This window comes from Stenotrophomonas sp. YJH_SMC_4 (genome assembly GCF_059371575.1).
Genome location: NZ_JCAFUR010000005.1, coordinates 99,107 through 118,131 on the forward strand (window position 1 = coordinate 99,107; position 19,025 = coordinate 118,131).

The following is a 19,025-nucleotide window of genomic DNA, read 5'->3' on the forward strand; positions in this document are numbered from 1 at the left end:
GGGATTCGGGCGGCAAGAATGACCCAGCACGGGGCCGTCGGAACGCATCGTTCCGGAAGCGGCTCAGGAGGGATTTAGTAGTGCGCACCAGCCCATGCAGAGGCTTACATCCCGTATCATCGCTGCACATCCGATCGCATCGGTTTACACCTTCTTACATGTCTTCCACGCCTGTCGGCGCAGCCTGTGGCTGCCGTCACTGGTGTGCGGGCGGCCTGCGGGGGAGGATGCGCGGACCACGACGACCACAGGGGGTTGCGTTGATCAGCAGTACCGTCATTCATCGCTCGGCCGACGCAGGTGGCGCCGAGGTGCGGGTCCTGGACACTACGTTCAAGGGCAAGCATGTGTTCGTTGCCTGGGGGCTGCGCGGGCCGGAACTGACCCGCAGCGCGGACCCGGCTGCCACTGTGGCTGCGCGCAAGGCATTGCATGCCGTTGCCGGGCATAGTGAAGGGCCGCGCAGCCCGGAAGTGTTCATCGCCAACCAGTCGGCGGTGGCGATCACGGTCTATCGGCTGCTTACCGACGCACGCTCCGGTGACGCCATCTTCTTCCTGTGCGATTCACAGGCGGTGGTCGAGTGGCTGATCACCGCGCTGGAAGTGCAGGGCGCGGACTGATTCCGCGCTCCGGCGCGCATTGATTCAAGCCAGGGCCGTGTCCACGGCGGCCCGCGCATGCAGGGCGGTGGTATCGAACAGCGGCACTGCACTGTCCTCCGGGCGTACCAGCAGCATGATCTCGGTGCAGCCAAGAATGATTGCTTCGGCACCGCGCGCCACCAGTCGCGCGATCACGCCGGCATAGACCTGCCGTGAGTGCTCGCTGACCACACCAGCGATCAACTCCTGGTAGATGATGTCGTGCACGCTGCGACGATCATCGGCTTCGGGTACCAGCACCTCCAGTCCGAAGCGATCCTGCAGCCGGCCGCGGTAGAAGTCCTGTTCCATGGTGAAGGCGGTGCCGAGCAGGCCCACCTTGCGTGCGCCTGCCTGCACGATGGCCTGGGCGGTGGGGTCGGCGATATGCAGCAGCGGCAGCGTGCAGGCCGCCTCGATGCGATCGGTCAGCTTGTGCATGGTATTGGTGCAGATCAGCAGCAGGTCAGCGCCGCCCGCCTGCAGGCGCCGCGCGCCATCGACCATGTGGTCACCCAGGGTGTCCCAGTCGCCTTTGTGCTGCAGCTGCTTGATGCCGGCGAAATCCACCGACCACAGCAGCAGCTGTGCCGAGTGCGCACCGCCGAGCCGCCGCCGTACCTCCTCGTTGATGAGCCGGTAGTACTGGGCCGAGCTTTCCCAGCTCATGCCACCGATCAGGCCAAGGGTCTTCATGCGCCGCTCCGTGCCAGGAGCCCTCATTGCAGCACAGATGGTGCCCGGTTGCCGATGGCGGCGATCTGTAACCACCACATCCATGCTGCGCTGTGTGTGCCGCGGCAGGCCCGGCGCACTCTATGCTGGTTGGATCTTCTGAAGTGGATGTGCGCTATGGCCCTGCATACCTGGTGGTGGTTCCTCGCCACGGTGTTCGTTCTGTGTGGTACGCCGGGGCCGAACATGCTGCATATCCTCGGTCGCAGCGTCGGGCTGGGGTTCCGTGGCAGTGTGCCGGCGATGGCCGGCTGCCTGCTGGCGATGCTGCTGGTGCTGGCGGCCTCCGCAGCAGGCCTGAGTGCGCTGCTGCATTCCTCGCCGATGCTGTTCGAGGTGCTGCGCTATCTGGGCGTGGCCTATCTGGCCTGGCTGGGCCTGAAGGCATGGCGTGACAGTTGCCGGCCGGCACCGCCGGTGACGGTCGATGCTACGCCGCCGGTTGCGGCCTCGCTGGGCGCGTGGAAGGTGTTCCGTGGTGGCCTTCTGGTGGGCCTGAGCAATCCCAAGCTGCTGCTGTTCGCGGCGGCGTTCCTGCCGCAGTTCGTCGACCCATCACGCGGCCAGGCGCTGCAGTACAGCGTGCTGGTGGCCACCTTCGCCGCGTGCGAACTGTTCTGGTACGTGATGTATGCGGCCGGTGGCCATGGCCTTCGCCGCTGGTTGGCCAAGCCGTTTGCGCGACGCTGGTTCGAGCGCCTGGTGGGCAGCGTGTTCCTGGCGTTTGCCGTCGCGCTGCTGCGCTTCCGTCCGCGCTGATTCACGCCGCGCACGCGGCCTGTTCACGATTGCCGCATCGGCCACGGCCTAGCCTGATCATCCAGTACGCAGTCCCCGCAGGGAAAGGTTTGACATGATCAAGTGGGCCATCATCTTCGCCGTCATCGGTGTGATCGCAGGCGTGCTCGGCTTCGGTGGCATTGCCGGTGCCGCGGTCGGTATCGCCAAGTTCCTGTTCTGGGCCGGCATCATCATCGCCGTGGTGCTGTTCCTGCTCGGCATGACCGTAGCGAAGAAGGTCAGCTAGCGTTGATCGCGCAGCAGCGTGCTCAGTGCGCGCTGCTGCGCGAGAACAGGTTGATCACCAGTACGCCGGCGCAGATCAGGCCGATGCCGGTCAACGCCGGTGCATCCAGGCGCTGCTTGAACACCACCAGCCCGATCAGTGAGATCAGCACGATGCCGACGCCGGACCAGATTGCGTAGGCGATGCCGGTCGGGATCGACTTCATGGTCATCGACAGCAGGTAGAAGCACAGCCCGTAGCCGACCAGTGCGCCCAGTGTCGGCGCCAGCCGGCTCATGCCGTCGGATGCCTTCAGCAGTGATGTGGCAATCACTTCCAGCACGATGGCAGCGGCAAGGTAGAGGTAGGGATTCATCGAGCGCTCCAGCTCACTGCGGGTCGCACAGTTTCAGGGCCTGCTCGGCCATGGCCAATGCATTGGCACGTTCTTCCTCGTCCAGCGGACGCCCATAGGCCGTGGCCCAGTAGCCATCGGCAGCGCAGCGCGCCGCGTACAGCCGTGGGTCGCCGGCTTCGCCAGGGAACTCGGCCAGCATCGCGCGCTTCCAGTTGCGCCAGTGCGCAAGCAGGCCCGGTTCCATCAGGTTGCCCAAGGTCAGGCCGATGTCGTTGTCCTGCTCCTGCTGCAGCAGATGCTCGAAGTTGGCCTGCACATAGGCGCGGCTGAAACGGCCATGGCCTTCGGGGTTTTCCTGCAGCAGGGCGCGCACGCGCGCTTCGAATTCTCCAATCAGCGCTCCGATGGCTTCATCCACCAGCACCTGCTTGCTGCTGAAATGATGGAACAACGCACCCTTGCTGACACCGGCGGCCTGCGCGACGTCCTGCACGGTCAGCGCGGCCAGGCCGTTACGGCCGATCACTTCAATGGTGGCCTGCAGCAGTGACTGGCGCACGCTGTCGGGCGCCTTGCGGCGCGAACGGGAGGGGGATGCGGACATGGCGGGAAGAAACCGACTGGACGGTACGATTGTAACGCAGGCCCGCCGCGTTACCGCGCGCTGCCGGCCATGGCCGGCAGCGGAACCCTCATGCGTCGACGCGGGCGAAACGCGGTTGCGGTCCGTGCTCGCCGGGCACCTGCTCGACGAACATGGCGTACGGGCGTACCCACAGGCCACCTTCGCCATACAGCGCGCGGTACAGCACCATCGGCTGCAGGGTCTCGCTGCTGCGGACGATGTCGAGCACTTCGTACTCGCCGCCCTTGAAGTGGCGGTAGCGGCCTGGGGCCAGGGTGGGGAGCGGACTCAGCTCAGCCATGGGCGGCGCGACTCACTTGCGCGCCGGGCTGGCCGGCTTCGCGCAGTAGGCATCGATGGCTTCGGCGGTGTTGGCCAGGCCCTGTGCCTGCGCCAGTTCCCACGGACGTTCGCAACGCTGGCTGTGCTCGCACCACTGATAGCCGGCCGAACCGATGCAACCGTGGGCATCGCGGTCGCCACCGACCTTCGGCGTGGCGGGCGAAGTGGCCGCCGTATCGGCACGCGCAGCGGCCTGATGCTGGTTGGCACAGGCGGACAGCACCAGCAGGGCTGGAATCAGAAGAAGCGCTTTCATCGGGCGGGCTCCGTGCCTAAAGCGACAGTGTCTGTCGCAAATAGCCCTGCAGCAAGCGCTCAGTGCATGGCGGCGCGGATCAGTTCCTCGATCAGCACGAGGTAGCTGGCCACGAAATAGAACTTCAGCAGCGTCCAACGCTGCTGCGAGAAGAAGGTGCGCATGTGGAAGGGGCCCCTGTTGATGACGGTAGTGTGAAGCCCAGCTGACTCCGTGACAAGAATCACGGAATGAACAGGCTAAATGGACTCAGGGATGTGAGGGCAGGCAAGGGCTGACCGGAGGGCGCGGCATTTTCGTACAAATCTGATGGGCCACCCCTGAGGTGATCGCTAGCCTGAAGGTGTACCGGCACGTGGACCGTCCGCCTGCCGTCGCATCCTTCCATCCACAGGAGCCCCTCATGGTCATTACCGTTCAACGCAACGCCCGGCACTGGTCCGTGCTGGATCCGCAGGTGCATGACGCAACCCGATATGCGCGGGGCGCCGAGGCTTTCGATGTCGCCGCGGCGCGGGCCCTCGAGCACCACCGTCGCACCGGCCAGCGCAGCACGGTGCGGGTCGAGGCGCTCGGCAGCGCGGTGGATGCCCTGCACGTAGGAGACTGACGCCGGTCGTTGCGTGCAGTCAGCTACGGTTGCGTTGTTTGAATGGGGAAAAACCGGCGTCACGCGCCCCCCTGTGCGCCGTGCCGGGAATCCCGGATGCTTGCGCCATCGTATTCATCTGGAGATCTCGATGGGCAAGGCACTCACCTGGCGTACCCTGGCCTGCACCCTGCTGCCGATGCTGGCGGCGGCGGGTGGCGCCCAGGCGCAGAGCTATGGCTACGGCTATGACGATGACCGCTACGGTGGCCGCGAAGGCAGCGGCATCGTGCGCTGCGAGTCGATCAAGAACCGTAGCAACGAGTGCCGTCTGGAGGGCCGCGCGCGGATGATCCGCCAGTTGTCCGGCTCGCCGTGCGTGGAAGGTGAGACCTGGGGCCAGTCGCGCTATGGCGTCTGGGTGACCCAGGGCTGCCGCGCCGAGTTCGTCGGCGAGTACCGTCGTGGTGGCGGCTGGGGCAATGGGGGTGGTTGGGGCAACGGCAACGGCAACGGTTGGGGCGGCGGTGAGGTGATCACCTGTCATTCCAATGGGCATCGCCAGGAGTACTGCGACGCCCGCATCCGCCGCGGCGTGCGCCTGGTTCGCCAGGATTCGCGCAGTGCCTGCATCGAGGGCCAGACCTGGGGCTGGGATCGTCGTGGCATCTGGGTCAGCGACGGCTGCCGGGCACAGTTCCAGGTGAACTGAGCGTGCCCCTCTAAAATCAGAAAAATCTGATACAGCTCACATTTTGAATTGCCGTATCTTCTGCGATCAGGGCATCTCTGTGTGTCCCTGATCTGTTGCGACGATGCCTGCCGTGATCGGCAGGAATGTCCCGCTACCGTCGATACGCTGCCTCAAGGAGTGAGCCGCATGTTGATCCGCCTGCAATGCGAACAGCGCCAATGGCGCGTGCTGCATCCGGACCGGCCGGAGCCGATCGATTTCCGCGACGGTGCCCGCGCCTTCGACTTCGCTGAAACCCTGGCGCGCCTGCACTTTGTCGATACCGGGCAGCGCGCCGCGGTGCGCGTGGAAGCCAGCGGCGCCTTCGTGGAAGCGGTCAGCTACGGCTGAGGGCGGGGGTGTCAGGCCAGATCCTGTTTCCGGGCCCCGCTATCCACGCAAGGTAGATACACGCCATGCGCGGATCCACTGGGTGGCAATCGGCCTCAGCCCGCCGCGCTCAGCGGCGGGGTACCTGTGACCAGCTGCGGCCAACGCTTGAGCACGGCCGCACGGATGCCCGCGGCGTCGATGCCTGCTTCGGCCAGCAGGTCCTCGCGGCTGGCATGGTGCTGGTAGCTGTCGGGCAGGCCCAGGTGCAGGATCGGGCGCAGCACGCCTTCGGCATTGAGCAGCTCGCCGACGCCTGAACCGGCGCCACCGGCCACCACGTTGTCTTCGATCGTCACCAGGCCCTCGTGCTGGGCGGCGACAGCCAGCACCAGCTCGCGGTCCAGCGGCTTGATGAAACGCATGTTGACCACGCTCAGGCCGAGTTCGCGGCCGACCTGCTCGGCGGCGGCCACGGTGCTGCCGAAGGCGAGCAGGGCAATGCGGCTGCCCTGCAGGCGCAGTTCGCCCTTGCCGATCGGCAGGGTGGACAGGTCGGTGCCGGCTGCAACGCCGGTGCCGGTGCCGCGCGGGTAGCGCACGGCGGCCGGGCCCGGGTGCTGCAGGCCGGTGCTGAGCATCTGCCGGCACTCGGCTTCGTTGGACGGTGCCATCACCACCAGGTTGGGCACGCAGCGCAGGAAGCTCAGGTCGAGGTTGCCGGCATGGGTCGCACCGTCCGGGCCGACCACGCCGGCGCGATCGATCGCGAACAGCACGTCCAGGTCCTGGATCGCCACGTCATGTACCAGCTGGTCGTACGCGCGCTGCAGGAAGGTCGAGTAGATCGCCACCACCGGCTTGCCACCCTGGGTGGCCATGCCGGCGGCGAGGGTGACCGCATGCTGTTCGGCAATCGCCACGTCGAAATAGCGCTGCGGGTATTCCTTGCTGAAACGCACCAGGCCGGAGCCTTCGCGCATCGCCGGGGTGATGCCGTACAGGCGGGGCTCGGCGGCGGCGGCATCGCACAGCCAGTCGCTGAACACATCGGTATAGGTCGGCTTCTTGGCACCGGCCTTGGCCACCAGGCCCTTGTCCGGATCGAACGGGCCCACGGCGTGGTAACCGATCTGGTCGCCTTCGGCCGGCTCGTAGCCCTTGCCCTTGGTGGTCATCACGTGCAGCAGCTTCGGGCCCTTGGAGGCGCGCAGCGTCTTCAGCGTGGACAGCAGGGCGGGCATGTCGTGGCCGTCGATCGGGCCGGTGTAGTGGAAGCCCATCTCCTCGAACATCGTGGACGGCACGAACATGCCCTTCCAGTGTTCTTCCCAGCGCTTCACGAAACGCGCCGGGTTGTTCTTCTTGTCACCGAGGATCTTCTTGCCGCCTTCGCGCAGCGCATTGAGCGTGCGGCTGCCGGTGGCACGGCCGAGCATCTTGGTCAGGCCGCCGACCGCCTCGGAGATCGACATGTTGTTGTCGTTGAGGATCACCAGTAGGTTCGGTTCCGGGTCCATGCCGCCGGCGTGCATCAGCGCTTCGAAGGCCATGCCGGCGGTCATCGCACCGTCACCGATCACCGCCACGATCTTGCGGTCGTCGCCTTCGGACTGGCGGGCAATGGCCATGCCGAGTGCCGCCGAGATCGAGGTGGAGGAGTGGCCGACGCCAAAGGTGTCGTATTCGCTCTCCTCGCGCTTCGGGAATGGCGCGACGCCGTCCTTCTGCTTGACGGTGTGGATCTGGTCGCGGCGCCCGGTCAGGATCTTGTGCGGGTAGGTCTGGTGACCGACGTCCCAGACCAGCTGGTCGACCGGAGTCTGGTACAGGTAGTGCAGGGCCACGGTGAGTTCGATCACGCCCAGGCCGGCGGCGAAGTGGCCACCGCTCTTGCCCACCGATTCGATGAGGTAGGCGCGCAGTTCGTCGGCAACCGCCCTCAGTTCGGATTCGTCGAACGTGCGCAGGTCATCCGGCGTCTGGATGCGCGCGAGGCGGGGATAGCGGGCAGAGTCGATCATCATGTTCGCACTTTTTCTGAATGCCCATTTTCGCCCTCAAACGGGGGTGGGGCAAGCAAACGCCGCCGTCCGTGACAGGACGGTGAGGGTTGCATTTTCAGGCGTTCAGGTGCTCAGTTTCGACCGCTTGGGCAATTGCGCCTTCAGGAAGGCCATCTGGTCGGCCAGGATGTTGCGGTTGGACAGGATCAGGTGCTCGATCCAGCTGGGCCGGTAGGGCACGGCCAGCAGCGGCATTCCGGCCTGCTGCGGGGTGCGGTCGCTCTTGCGCGAGTTGCAGTGGAAACAGGCGGTGACCACATTTTCCCAGCAGTCCAGGCCGCCCTTGGACAGTGGCACGACGTGGTCGCGGGTGAGCGTGGGGCGGTTGAACTGTTGGCCGCAGTACATGCACAGGTGGGCGTCGCGGGCGAACAGGGCCGGGTTGGTCAGGTTCGGCGTGGGGTCGATCGCGCGGGAGCGGGCATGGCCGCGCGCGGCGATGATCGGGTGCAGGTCCATGCCGCTCTGCAGGCCGCTGAAGCGATTGGTGCCGCCGTGGATGTGCAGGCAGGGATCGCCCAGCGTCCAGGCCACCGCTTCGCGGGCGTAGAGGCACGCCGCATCCTGCCAGGTGATCCAGTCCAGTACGCGTCCGTGGGCATCAAGCGAGAGCAGCCGGACCGAACCGGGGCGATGCAGCGTCGTGGCGTTGGGCGATGCTTCGGCGCCCGGAGCAGAAAACGGAGCTCCGGCTTCGATCAGACCCAAGCGTGTAGTGTCTGTCTCCATCGGGAGAACAGCTTATACCTGAATGTTGACGATTTGTGTATCGCCTGTCGGCGATACGCAAATCGCAACGATTCAGGTCCGCGCATTCCTCCTAATCCCCCGCACCTGTCGGTGCGCCCCCTTTAGCAACCCAGCCCGCCGTTGGCGCGCTGGGTTGCCCGCGCATTCTTCCTAATTCCCGCGCCTGTCGGCGCGCCCCCTTTAACAAAAGGGGGCACTGCTTCGCAAGCGCCCGAACGCACAGCCGCCAGCGGCTGGGCCGGGCGCCGGAGGGGGACTTGCGCCGTCCCCCGCAATTGGATCCGCCTCGCCATCCCGCAGGAAGCCAGCTGTTGCGGTTGCCGGCCAGCGGCCGGCACTACCGCGGGTGCCGGGCGGCAGCCCGGCTCAGGCGCCGAAGCGCTCGTCGTCCATCGCCATCAGCGGGGCGGCGCCGGCCTGGATCGCGGCGGCGTGGCTGAGGGTGCGCGGCAGCACACGGGCGAAGTAGAAGCGGGCGGTTTCGCGCTTGCCCTCGGCGAAGGCGGCGCCGTGCGCGCTGGCGTCGGCGGCGGCCACGCTGCGGGCCCACCAGTAGGCCAGTACCACGTAGCCCGAATAGAACAGGTAGTCGTAGCTGGCCGCACCCAGTTCGTCTGGATTGCCGGCCGCGCGCTGCAGCACGTCCAGGGTCAGCTTGCCCCATTCGGCGGCCTTGGCGCGCAGCGGGCCGATGAACTCGGCCAGCGCTTCGTTGCCTTCATGCTCCTTGGCGAAGGCTTCGATCTCGGCCAGCATCAGCTTCAGGCCGGCGCCCTGGCTGGAGGCGGTCTTGCGGCCGATCAGGTCCAGCGCCTGGATGCCGGTGGTGCCTTCATACAGCGTGGTGATGCGCGCATCGCGGGCCAGCTGCTCCATGCCGTGTTCGCGGATATAGCCGTGGCCACCGAAGCACTGCAGGGCGTTGTAGGTGTTCTCGATGCCCCATTCGGTCTGGCAGGCCTTGGAGATCGGGGTCAGGAAGCTCACCAGGGTGTCGGCGCGCTCGCGCTCGGCGGCGTCCTCGGCGTGATGGGCAACGTCGATCAGGGTGGCGGCGTGCAGGGCCAGCAGGCGGCTGCCCTCGACCAGCGACTTCACCGTCAGCAGCATGCGGCGCACATCCGGGTGCACCAGGATCGGGTCGGCCGGCTTGTCCGGGAATTTCGCACCGCTCAGGGCGCGCGACTGCAGGCGTTCACGGCTGTACTTCAGTGCGTTCTGGTAAGCGCGCTCGGACAGGCCGATGCCCTGAAGGCCGACGCCCAGGCGCGCGGTGTTCATCATGGTGAACATGGCCTGCAGGCCCTTGTGTGGCTGGCCGACCAGGTAACCCTGCGCACCGTCGAAGTTCATCACGCAGGTGACCGAACCCTTGATACCCATCTTGTGCTCGATCGAGCCGCAGCGCAGTGCGTTGCGCTCGCCGACATTGCCATCGCGGTCGACCTTGAACTTGGGCGTGACGAACAGCGAGATGCCCTTGGCGCCCGGAGGGGCGTCGGGCAGCTTGGCCAGCACCAGGTGCACGATGTTTTCGGTCAGGTCGTGCTCGCCGGCGGTGATGAAGATCTTGGTGCCGGTGATCGAGTAGCTGCCATCGGCGTTCGGCTCGGCCTTGGTCTTCAGCAGGCCCAGGTCGGTACCGCAGTGCGGCTCGGTCAGGCACATGGTGCCGGTCCAGCGGCCCTCGATCAGCGGCTTGAGGAAGGCCTCGTGCTGCCAGGCCTCGCCGTGCTGCTTCAGCGCTTCGATGGCGCCGTGCGAGAGCAGCGGGAAGTTGCCCCACGCCAGGTTGGCGGCGTTGATCATTTCGTTGAGCGGCACGCCGAGGGTGTGCGGCAGGCCCTGGCCACCCAGTTCCGGCGAGGCGGTCAGGCCGGTCCAGCCGCCATCGACGAACTGGTCGTAGGCCTGCTTGAAGCCGGGCGGGGTGGTCACTTCACCGGTGGCCTGGTCGAGCACGCAGCCGATCTCATCGCCAACGCTGTTGAGCGGGGCCAGCACGGTGGCGCTGAAACGGCCAGCTTCTTCCAGCACGGCATCGACCACGTCGGCGGTGGCGTCGGTGAAGCCCAGGCGGGCGAACAGGGGTTCGACCTTGAGCACGTCGTGCAGGGCGAAACGGAGGTCGGAAAGCGGGGCGGTGTAGCTGCTCATCGGTACGTCTCGATTTGATCAGGGCAGGGGAGAGCGGCGCCAGGCGCCGCGACGGAGGTGGAAATCAGCGCAGCACGCCCGGCAGGCCCGGGGCCTGGTTGAGGGTGCTGCGGCTGCTGATATCGAAGCTGCGCTGCTTCTTCTCCTGCGGCGTGGCCGCGACCGTTCCCTTCAGGCCATAGGCCAGGGTGCGGTTGCCGGCCAGTGCATCGGCCACCACCAGGCGTGCGGCCGAACTGGGCACCAGGTCGACATTGATGACATCCGCGGAGGTGCCGCCGATGGAGATACCGGGCTTGGCCCGCAGCGTGCCGGCGTCGCTGTCGCCGACGGTCAGTGCCAGCGAGACGTCATCGAAGGTCATCGGCATGGAGCTGTAGTTCTGCAGGCGCAGGGCCACGGTCCAGTTGCCGTCGGCGCGTACGGTCAGCTGCTGCAGGCTGGCCGCCGGTTCCGAAACACGCTTGACGATGCCGTTGCCGCAGGCGGCAAGGGCGAGGGTGCTCAGGACGATCAAGGCGATACGGAAACGGTGGAGCATGGGCGCAGGTCCTCTGGAGGCGGTGCGTTGGAATAAGCATACTACGGCGTATGGTCGTTTGGATCGCCTGTGGCGAGCCGTCGCAGAGGGTAGCGCGTGAAGATGGCGGCGGGGCGTGCGCAGCGCTGGATCTTCGGGCGCACGGTGCGCGTACGGATTGAACTGCGGCTCAATCGGCGGGCGTATCGCGAAGCGGGGCCATCAGGCGCAGCGGGCGCAGGTCGTAGCCCATGGCTTCGGCTTTTTCCTTCAACTGCTCGAACCGGGCGCGGTCCATTTCCGGCAGGCGCGAGAGGATCCACAGGTATTTCCGGTCCGGTTCACCAACCAGGGCCCACTGGTAGTCCGGGTCCAGCGCCAGCACCCAGTAGTCGGCCCAGACCAGTGGCACCCAGCTCAGCCAGTCCGGCACGAAGCGGACCTGCAGTTGGCCGGGATGGCCGGCCACCGGGCGTGCCACGCCTTCAGCAACCACACGTTCCCCGTCGCCGTTGCGGCAGGCATTGGTGACACTGATGCGGCCATCGCGGCGCAGCCCGTAGTTGGCGGTGATCTCGCCGACGCACTGCTTCTGGAACGACACCGGAAGATGCGCGATCTCGTGCCACTGGCCGGCATAGCGATCGATGTCCAGCGTATCGACTGCACGCACCGGTTCGGCGGCGATCACAGGGGCGGCCAGCAGCAGGCAGGCGAGCAGGGTGGGGCGCAATTGCATCGGCAGGCTCCGGCAGGAATCTGCAGCGTAGGTGCCGCGGCGGGTACCGGTGTAAATGTTTCGTCAACCAGACGGCGGTGGCCCGGCATGGATCGAGGGCATGGAAGGGGCCAGCGCCAGGTAGATCCACGCCATGCGTGGATGGCAGGCCGCACGCAAAAAAAAAGACCTGCATTTCTGCAGGTCTCTGAAGATGGTGGCCGAAGACGGAATCGAACCGCCGACACGGGGATTTTCAATCCCCTGCTCTACCAACTGAGCTACTCGGCCAAATTGTGTGGCAACCGTGATCAAACCCGGTTTCCGGAAAAAAAAGACCCGCATTTCTGCAGGCCTTCGAAAGTGGTGGCCGAAGACGGAATCGAACCGCCGACACGGGGATTTTCAATCCCCTGCTCTACCAACTGAGCTACTCGGCCACATGTTTCGTTGCAGCGAGGTCGCTGCCAAGGACGCGTATATTACGGAGGTCGGCTGCCTTCGGCAAGCGTTTTGCCAAGATTTCTTCACATTGCCGTCTGCGGGCTCGCAAGTGCTTGATCCTCCGTTGTGGGACGGGGGCGTGGTCAGTCGATCATCGTCTGCGGTGGAAATCAGCAGATCGCCGCGATCGCCAAAGCTGCAAGGCCAAGGGCTGCGCCGGACCCGCGCCGCGCCGGTCCATGGAACGCTGTTTTCATGGCCGTTGCCGGCGATCGTTGCGGCGTAGTGTCGGCATTCCTTTCCTGATGCTGGCAACAGCAGAGCCGGTCACCATGTCCGATTCCCTCGCTACCTCCCGTATCGTGCTGGCCTCGCGTCCGCAGGGCGCACCAAGCGCGGCCAACTTCCGCCTGGAACAGGCTGTGCTGCCGGCATTGGGGGATGGCGAAGTGCTGCTGCGCAACCGCTACCTGTCGCTGGACCCGTACATGCGTGGACGCATGGACGAGGGCCCGTCGTACGCCGCGCCGGTGGCGGTGGGCGCGGTGATGGAAGGGCAGACCGTGGCCGAAGTGCTGCGATCCAACGCCGAAGGTGTGGCGGTCGGAGATCTGCTGCTGGCGCCGGGCGGCTGGCAGACCCATGCGGTGCTGCCGGCCAAGGCGCTGGGGCGTCGGCTGGATCCGGCCGGACTGCCGCTGAGTACCGCGCTGGGGGTATATGGCATGCCCGGCTTCACCGCCTATTCCAGCCTGCACGAAATCGCCCGTTTGAAGCCGGGTGAGACGCTGGTGGTGGCTGCCGCGACCGGGCCGGTGGGCGCGACCGTCGCCCAGCTGGCCAAGCTGCAGGGCGCGCGCGTGGTCGCCATCGCCGGTGGCGAAGCCAAGCGTGCCTACCTGCAGACGCTGGGCGTGGACGTGGCGCTGGATCATCGCGCGGCTGATTTTGCCGATCAACTGCGCGCGGCAGTGCCCGCCGGCATCGACGTGTACTTCGAGAATGTCGGTGGCCATGTGCTGGATGCAGTGCTGCCGCTGCTCAACGACTTCGCCCGCATTCCGGTGTGCGGCACCATCGCCACCTACAACGAGCGGGGCATCGAGCAGCCCGGCCCGGACCGGTTGCCCGCACTGTTCAGCCAGATCCTGCGCCAGCGCCTGACCGTGCGTGGTTTCATCGTGCACGACTTCAACCACCTGTGGCCGGACTTCGAACGCGAGATGCGGCAGTGGCTGCGCGAAGGTCGCATCCAGTACCGCGAGGATGTGGTGGAAGGGCTGGAGAATGCGCCGGAGGCGTTCTTTGGGCTGTTGCAGGGGCGCAACTTCGGCAAGCTGGTGGTGAAGCTGGATTGAGGGCTTGGCGGCGTGCCGACCAAGGTCGGCACCTACCGGAAGCTGAGCGTGCCGATCAAGGTCGGCACCTGCTTCAGGCAGTCGAGGCCTTTTCCCGGCGCAGCAGTTCGCGCTTGCGCGCTACGCCCCACGCATAGCCGGACAGGTCGCCGTCGCGGCGCACCACGCGGTGGCAGGGCACCGCCACCGCCAGCGGGTTGCTCGCGCATGCGCGGGCCACCGCACGGCTCGAGCGCGGGGCGCCGATGCGCGCGGCGACATCCGCATATGAGGCGGTCTGCCCGCGCGGAATCTGCTGCAGTGCCTGCCACACCCGTTGCTGGAACGCGGTGCCGCGGATATCCAGCGGCAGCGTGGCGCCGCGCGAAGGATCCTCGACCAGGCCTACCACCTGTGCCACGAGTTGCTCATAGCCCTGGTCGGCACCGACCAGTTCGGCCTGGCGGAAGCGTTGCTGCAATGACTGCAGCAGTGTCTCCGGATCGTCGCCGAGCAGGATCGCAACCACGCCGGTGGCACTGCTGGCCACGAGCACGCTGCCCAGTGAGCTTTCGGCAAGCGCGAAGTGGATGACTTCGCCGCGGCCACCTGCGCGCCATTGCTTGGGCGTCATGCCCAGCAACTTCGGTGCGTTCTCGTAGAAGCGCCCACTGGAACCGAAGCCGGCATCGTGGAAGGCATCGGTGATGCGCTCCTGTTGTTCCAGTCCGGTGCGCAGGCGGTCGGCGCGCAGCGCGGCGGCGTACTGCTTGGGGGTCAGCCCGGTGGCCTGCTTGAACAGACGATGCAGGCGCGTCGGGCTGCAGCCGGCGATGTCGGCCAGCTCCTGCAGCGAAGGCTCGTCGAGGCTCGCCTGAAGGTGGCGGCAGACCCGTTCGACGCGGGCATCGAAGGCGGTGGTGGCGGTACTGTCCATGGCCGGATTCTGGCACGTGCCGGTGCTGCGGAAACTCCGTTTCCTGCACCGACGGGCCAGGCCCGGAAACGGAGTGTCGGCAGGGGAGATGCGCGGCATCGTGGCGGCCACTTCACAACCGGTACTGCCACCATGCGCCTGAACAACAAGATCGCCCTCATCACCGGAGCCAGCGCCGGCATCGGCCGCGCCAGCGCGCTGCGCTTCGCCGCCGAAGGGGCGAAGCTGGTGCTCAACGCACGGCGGCCGGAGCCGCTGCAGGCGCTGGCCGAGCAGATCCGTGCCGCCGGCGGCGAGGTGGTGGTGCATGCCGCCGACGTGGCGGATCCGGCCACGGCCCCGGCGCTGGTGGAACTGGCCCGGCAGTCCTTCGGTGGCCTGGACATCGCGCTCAACAATGCCGGCATGCTCGGGCCGGGCGTGCCGGCGGCGGAGTTCCCGGTGGACGCCTGGCGCGAGGTGATGGCGACCAATCTGGATGCGGCCTTCCATGCGGCACGCGCGCAGTTGCCGGCACTGTTGGCGCGCGGCGGCGGCTCGCTGGTGTTCGTTGGCACTTTTGTCGGCCACACCGTGGGCTTCCCCGGCATGGCGGCCTATGCGTCGAGCAAGGCCGGGGTGATCGGCCTGAGCCAGGTGATCGCCGCCGAATACGGTGCGCGCGGCGTGCGCAGCAACGTGCTGTTGCCCGGTGGTACCGATACCGAGATGGGCCGCCAGGCCGCACCCACCGGCGATGCCCGCGACTTCGTGCGCTCGCTGCACGCACTGAAGCGCATGGCCGAGCCGGAGGAGATCGCCAACGCGGCGCTGTTCCTGGCCAGCGATGAAAGCAGTTTCGTTACCGGAACCGCGATGCGTGTGGAGGGCGGGGTATCGATCACCCGCACCTGAGCACGGTCACCGACGTGGCCGGTAGCGGATACCGCTGCTGGCCATGAAGCCCTTCGGATCGAAGCGGGCCCATGCCTCGCCCCAGTCGAAGCGGGCGTGGCCGCCGGCCAGCTTGCGCCCCAGCGCCGCACCCAGCGTGCGGCGCATGAAGGTGACTTCGGCATCGATCGCGGCCTGGGTCGGCCAGCCGTCTTCCAACGTTGCACCGGGTAGATCGACGCCCATCGTCACCATGTCGAGCTGTTGCCCGTGGAAGCACAGGCTGATGCCAGCGGGCGCGCCGCCCAGGCTGAGCCGGTGCAGGCTGAGCCAGACGTAGCCGGTGCCGACATCGCGCTCGCCATGCATCAGCGTGACGAAGGCGACACGCGCCTCATCCCGTGCCAGGGTGGGGCCGATCAGAGTCGGCAGATTGCCGAGCTGGATGCTGCCGTCGGTCGCATCAATGATCATCGGCACGGCGTGTGCTGCGCGCTGGGCAGAAGAGGGCATGGCGTACCGGTGGGCGTTGTTCCTCGGATTCTGGCTGCGCGGGGGCAGTGGCGGCAAGCCAGTGCCTGCACATGACGTTGGCGCAGGACTGACCTGTGGATTACCCGCCAGCCTCTAGCGTGGTGCACAGCGTTGGCCTGCCGCCGACGAGGGAGTTTTCGATGAACGAGCGAGACAAGGATCAGGACCCGAAGCAGGGCGTCCAGGAAAGCCGCCAGGACAGGAAGCAGGACGATGTGGCCAAGCAGCGGCCCGGGCAGCGCGACCAACAGGTGCGCGATGCGCACTCACGCGGCCCGCAGCGCAAGGACGGCGACCAGGAGCCGGCCTGAGTTGCCGGCGCTGAAAAGAAAAACCCGCAGATCACGGAGATCTACGGGTTCTTCTGAATAGTGGTGGAGCCAAGGAGGATCGAACTCCTGACCTCGTCATTGCGAACGACGCGCTCTCCCAGCTGAGCTATGGCCCCACGGCAGGGCTTCAGTCTAGCCAAGCGCCTGCCGCTTGCCAAGCCGATCAAAGGAATTTCATGTCGAGGCGCGAGGCACATCAGCGGGTGACTGTGCCGAAACCGCTTGTTTCGCCGGGTTTGGGCGCCGCGCAACGAAATCGTAACAATTTGGGGGATAATGGCCGCTTGCGCAGTTTTCCCCCTTTTTGCCGCCCGGCCCGCGCAGGCCGCACGGACGCCTCCTCAGAGCATTGCATGCCCTCCCATACCGATTCCCGCCGCCTGTCGGGTCTGTCGTCTTCCCTTGTTTCCTTCCGCCGCCACCCGCTGGCCTTGGCCTGTGCCGGCCTGGCCCTGGTCGGCAGCTTCGGTGCCGCCGCGCAGGACAGCGCGCCGACCCCGACCGGGCTGGACACGATCACCGTGACCGCCGAACACCGCGAGCAGAACCTGCAGGAAGTGCCGGTCTCGGTCGGTGTGGTGCAGGGCGAGCGCATGCGCGATTTCACCGCCGGCGGCGACGACACCCTGCTGGCGCTGTCCGGCCGCGTGCCGAGCCTGTATGCGGAAACCACCACCGGCCGCATCTTCCCGCGCTTCTACATCCGTGGCCTGGGCAACATCGACTTCTACCTGGGTGCCTCGCAGCCGGTGTCGATCATCCAGGACGACGTGGTGCTGGAGCACGTGGTGCTGAAGTCCAACCCGGTCTATGACGTGGACCAGGTGGAAGTGCTGCGCGGCCCGCAGGGTTCGCTGTTCGGCCGCAACACCACCGCCGGCATCGTCAAGTTCGACACCCTGAAGCCGACCCAGGATTACACCGGCCGCGTCAGTGCCAGTTATGCGACCTATAACAGCGTGTCGATCGACGGCGGCTTCGGCGGCCCGATCAACGACATCGCCTCGTTCCGCGTGTCGGCCCTGTACCAGCACCGCGACGACTACGTCGACAACACCTACAAGGGCCCGAGCGCCGACGGCACGGTCAGCCCGAAGAAGAACGCCATGGGCGGCTTCGATGACCGCAACGTACGCGCGCAGCTGCTGCTGACCCCGAGCGACCAGTTCTCGATCCTGGCCTCGGCTCACGCCCGTGATTACGAGGGCACCTCGACCCTGTTCCTGCGCGGTGCGCTGACCAAGGGCTCGAACAAGACCGACGTGCCGCGCGACAAGGTCGCCTACGACGAAGCCGACAACAACCCGCAGGCGTACAAGACCTACGGCGGCTCGGTGAAGGCGCGTTATGACTTCGGCGCGATCGACTTCACTTCGATCACCGCCTACGAGACCACCTCCGGCTACAGCCGTGGCGACACCGACGGCGGCGCCGCGGTGAACTTCCCGGTGAACGGCGTGCCGAACGGTTACGGCCAGTCGATGGGCCGCATCCGTGACCTGGACCAGTGGACCCAGGAATTCCGCCTGGCCAGCCATGATGACAGCGCCCTGCAGTGGCAGGCCGGTGCGTTCTACTTCAACGGCAGCGACACCACCGACTTCTACCAGCGCGCGTGGTTCCTGCAGGGCGCGGCCCGCAACCCGAACAACTGGGTGCGCCTGCGCAACAAGAACACCTCGTGGGCCGGTTTCGGCCAGCTGAGCTACGCCTTCACCGACAAGTTCACCGTCACCGCCGGCCTGCGCCAGACCAAGGACGAGAAGCACACCCGCCTGCTGAAGACCGCGGATACCGCTGCCGGCGTGGTTACCTACAAGGGCCGCACCGACGTCAGGATGTCCGACACCACCCCGAGCTGGGATCTGAGCGCGATGTACCAGATCACGCCGGACGTGAGCGTCTACGCCAAGGTCGCGCGTGGCTTCCGTGGCCCGACCATCCAGGGCCGTTCGGCGGTGTTCAATGCCGATTTCACCACCGCCGATTCCGAGACGATCCTGTCCTGGGAAGCGGGCGTGAAGAGCAGCCTGTGGGACAACCGCCTGCGCCTGAACGCCACCGCGTTCACCTACACCGTCAACGACATCCAGCTCAACGGCAACGATTCGGACGGCAATGGCGTGCTGTTCAACGCCGACAAGGCCAAGGCCTACGGTTTCGAAGCGGACATGGAGCTGCGCCCGATCCCGAACCTGACCCTGAGCGCCGGCCTGAGCCTGCTGCACAGCGAGATCAAGGACAAGCGCGTGTATGCGCAGGTCTGCGGCCTCAACGGCCAGGTGGTGTGCACGGTGAATGACCCGACCATCAAGGTCGGTGCCAACACCTTCGCCCAGATCGACGGCAACCCGCTGCCGAACGCGCCGAAGTACAACGTCAACCTGGCCGCCCGCTACGACTTCCCGGTCAGCGATGCCGGCACCATGTTCGTGTCCACCGACTGGAACAAGCAGGGTTACACCAGCTTCGTGCTGTACGACAGCAAAGAGTTCAACTCCAAGGGCGACTTCGAGGGTGGCCTGAAGATCGGCTACTCGGGCAACTACGGTGCCTACGAAGTGGCGCTGTTCGCGCGCAACATCACCAACGAGAAGAACCTCAAGGGTGTGATCGAGAACTACATGGCCGCGGTCTACAACGAACCGCGTACCGTCGGTGTCTCGCTGAACATGAACTGGTAAGGCTCTGGCGCGGTGGCGGGTTCCCCCGTCATCGCACCGCTGGAATGCAAAGGGC

At 66.4% G+C, this 19,025-nt stretch carries 22 protein-coding genes and 3 tRNA genes; 10 read left to right on the forward strand and 15 right to left on the reverse strand.

All coding sequences use genetic code 11. The annotated features are described in order from the left end of the window. The first annotated feature begins 227 nt into the window (after positions 1–227). Entirely contained in the window at positions 228–623 is a 396-nt protein-coding gene (locus AC5P9F_RS10225) for a hypothetical protein (protein ID WP_099497996.1), read from the forward strand. A gap of 24 nt (positions 624–647) precedes the next feature. Here the strand turns inward: AC5P9F_RS10225 and AC5P9F_RS10230 are convergent, their stop codons facing one another. Beyond that, positions 648–1,340: an aspartate/glutamate racemase family protein gene (locus AC5P9F_RS10230; protein ID WP_308678881.1), complete on the reverse strand. Its 693-nt coding sequence runs from the start codon at positions 1,338–1,340 to the stop codon at positions 648–650. 156 nt (positions 1,341–1,496) lie between these two features. Here AC5P9F_RS10230 and AC5P9F_RS10235 point away from each other — a divergent pair, with 156 nt between their 5' ends. Next, positions 1,497–2,138 (forward strand): LysE family translocator, encoded by a 642-nt coding sequence (locus tag AC5P9F_RS10235; protein WP_005410425.1) that lies wholly within the window; start codon positions 1,497–1,499, stop codon positions 2,136–2,138. Between the two features lie 94 nt (positions 2,139–2,232). Next, positions 2,233–2,406, forward strand: coding sequence for a DUF1328 domain-containing protein (locus AC5P9F_RS10240; RefSeq protein ID WP_005410424.1), 174 nt, complete (start codon positions 2,233–2,235; stop codon positions 2,404–2,406). Positions 2,407–2,428: 22 nt separating this feature from the next. Here AC5P9F_RS10240 and AC5P9F_RS10245 read toward each other — a convergent pair whose 3' ends face one another. From AC5P9F_RS10245 to AC5P9F_RS10260, 4 genes are all read right to left on the reverse strand, one after another. After that, positions 2,429–2,761 carry an SMR family transporter gene (locus tag AC5P9F_RS10245; protein WP_005414055.1) on the reverse strand — a complete coding sequence of 111 codons (333 nt, stop codon included), beginning with the start codon at positions 2,759–2,761 and terminating at the stop codon, positions 2,429–2,431. Positions 2,762–2,774: 13 nt separating this feature from the next. Continuing rightward, on the reverse strand, positions 2,775–3,347 hold the full coding sequence (locus tag AC5P9F_RS10250) for a TetR/AcrR family transcriptional regulator (RefSeq protein ID WP_012480869.1): 573 nt from the start codon (positions 3,345–3,347) through the stop codon (positions 2,775–2,777). Positions 3,348–3,435: 88 nt separating this feature from the next. Further along, a complete protein-coding gene (locus AC5P9F_RS10255; protein ID WP_005410421.1) occupies positions 3,436–3,669 on the reverse strand; it encodes a DUF1653 domain-containing protein in 234 nt (77 codons plus the stop codon). A 12-nt stretch (positions 3,670–3,681) separates the two neighbouring features. Beyond that, positions 3,682–3,966 carry a hypothetical protein gene (locus AC5P9F_RS10260; protein WP_005410420.1) on the reverse strand — a complete coding sequence of 95 codons (285 nt, stop codon included), beginning with the start codon at positions 3,964–3,966 and terminating at the stop codon, positions 3,682–3,684. A 403-nt stretch (positions 3,967–4,369) separates the two neighbouring features. Between AC5P9F_RS10260 and AC5P9F_RS10265 the strand changes: the two genes are divergently transcribed. The 3 genes from AC5P9F_RS10265 to AC5P9F_RS10275 all read left to right on the forward strand — a co-directional run bounded on the left by AC5P9F_RS10265 (position 4,370) and on the right by AC5P9F_RS10275 (position 5,639). After that, complete coding sequence (locus AC5P9F_RS10265) at positions 4,370–4,576, forward strand: hypothetical protein (RefSeq protein WP_005410418.1); 207 nt, start codon at positions 4,370–4,372, stop codon at positions 4,574–4,576. Positions 4,577–4,706: 130 nt separating this feature from the next. Beyond that, entirely contained in the window at positions 4,707–5,267 is a 561-nt protein-coding gene (locus tag AC5P9F_RS10270) for a DUF3011 domain-containing protein (RefSeq protein WP_005410417.1), read from the forward strand. Between the two features lie 168 nt (positions 5,268–5,435). Further along, entirely contained in the window at positions 5,436–5,639 is a 204-nt protein-coding gene (locus AC5P9F_RS10275; RefSeq protein ID WP_005410416.1) for a hypothetical protein, read from the forward strand. A 95-nt stretch (positions 5,640–5,734) separates the two neighbouring features. Here AC5P9F_RS10275 and dxs read toward each other — a convergent pair whose 3' ends face one another. From dxs to AC5P9F_RS10310, 7 genes are all read right to left on the reverse strand, one after another. Further along, entirely contained in the window at positions 5,735–7,642 is a 1,908-nt protein-coding gene (dxs, locus tag AC5P9F_RS10280; RefSeq protein WP_012480865.1) for a 1-deoxy-D-xylulose-5-phosphate synthase, read from the reverse strand. A 105-nt stretch (positions 7,643–7,747) separates the two neighbouring features. Next, on the reverse strand, positions 7,748–8,413 hold the full coding sequence (locus AC5P9F_RS10285) for an HNH endonuclease (protein WP_005410414.1): 666 nt from the start codon (positions 8,411–8,413) through the stop codon (positions 7,748–7,750). Between the two features lie 387 nt (positions 8,414–8,800). Then, positions 8,801–10,591: an acyl-CoA dehydrogenase C-terminal domain-containing protein gene (locus AC5P9F_RS10290; RefSeq protein ID WP_043035599.1), complete on the reverse strand. Its 1,791-nt coding sequence runs from the start codon at positions 10,589–10,591 to the stop codon at positions 8,801–8,803. Positions 10,592–10,655: 64 nt separating this feature from the next. Beyond that, a complete protein-coding gene (locus AC5P9F_RS10295; protein ID WP_043035600.1) occupies positions 10,656–11,132 on the reverse strand; it encodes an LEA/WHy family protein in 477 nt (158 codons plus the stop codon). A gap of 169 nt (positions 11,133–11,301) precedes the next feature. After that, on the reverse strand, positions 11,302–11,850 hold the full coding sequence (locus AC5P9F_RS10300) for a lipocalin family protein (RefSeq protein WP_012480863.1): 549 nt from the start codon (positions 11,848–11,850) through the stop codon (positions 11,302–11,304). A 194-nt stretch (positions 11,851–12,044) separates the two neighbouring features. Beyond that, positions 12,045–12,120 (reverse strand) — tRNA-Phe (locus tag AC5P9F_RS10305). A 73-nt stretch (positions 12,121–12,193) separates the two neighbouring features. Continuing rightward, positions 12,194–12,269, reverse strand: a tRNA-Phe gene (locus AC5P9F_RS10310). Between the two features lie 336 nt (positions 12,270–12,605). Between AC5P9F_RS10310 and curA the strand changes: the two genes are divergently transcribed. Then, on the forward strand, positions 12,606–13,631 hold the full coding sequence (curA, locus tag AC5P9F_RS10315; RefSeq protein ID WP_043035601.1) for an NADPH-dependent curcumin/dihydrocurcumin reductase: 1,026 nt from the start codon (positions 12,606–12,608) through the stop codon (positions 13,629–13,631). 73 nt (positions 13,632–13,704) lie between these two features. Here curA and AC5P9F_RS10320 read toward each other — a convergent pair whose 3' ends face one another. Next, positions 13,705–14,547 carry a bifunctional transcriptional activator/DNA repair enzyme AdaA gene (locus tag AC5P9F_RS10320; protein WP_005410409.1) on the reverse strand — a complete coding sequence of 281 codons (843 nt, stop codon included), beginning with the start codon at positions 14,545–14,547 and terminating at the stop codon, positions 13,705–13,707. A gap of 132 nt (positions 14,548–14,679) precedes the next feature. Here AC5P9F_RS10320 and AC5P9F_RS10325 point away from each other — a divergent pair, with 132 nt between their 5' ends. After that, entirely contained in the window at positions 14,680–15,441 is a 762-nt protein-coding gene (locus AC5P9F_RS10325; RefSeq protein ID WP_005410408.1) for an SDR family oxidoreductase, read from the forward strand. Between the two features lie 6 nt (positions 15,442–15,447). Here AC5P9F_RS10325 and AC5P9F_RS10330 read toward each other — a convergent pair whose 3' ends face one another. Continuing rightward, on the reverse strand, positions 15,448–15,933 hold the full coding sequence (locus tag AC5P9F_RS10330; RefSeq protein ID WP_024958085.1) for a hypothetical protein: 486 nt from the start codon (positions 15,931–15,933) through the stop codon (positions 15,448–15,450). A gap of 161 nt (positions 15,934–16,094) precedes the next feature. Between AC5P9F_RS10330 and AC5P9F_RS10335 the strand changes: the two genes are divergently transcribed. Then, positions 16,095–16,265, forward strand: a complete 171-nt coding sequence (locus tag AC5P9F_RS10335; RefSeq protein WP_005410406.1) for a hypothetical protein — start codon at positions 16,095–16,097, stop codon at positions 16,263–16,265. A 61-nt stretch (positions 16,266–16,326) separates the two neighbouring features. On the opposite strand, the gene AC5P9F_RS10340 is transcribed toward AC5P9F_RS10335, so the two are convergent. Further along, positions 16,327–16,402: transfer RNA gene (locus AC5P9F_RS10340), tRNA-Ala, on the reverse strand. Between the two features lie 237 nt (positions 16,403–16,639). On the opposite strand from AC5P9F_RS10340, the gene AC5P9F_RS10345 reads away from it, so the two are divergent. Then, entirely contained in the window at positions 16,640–18,970 is a 2,331-nt protein-coding gene (locus AC5P9F_RS10345) for a TonB-dependent receptor (RefSeq protein ID WP_164225469.1), read from the forward strand. The last annotated feature ends 55 nt before the right edge of the window (positions 18,971–19,025 follow it).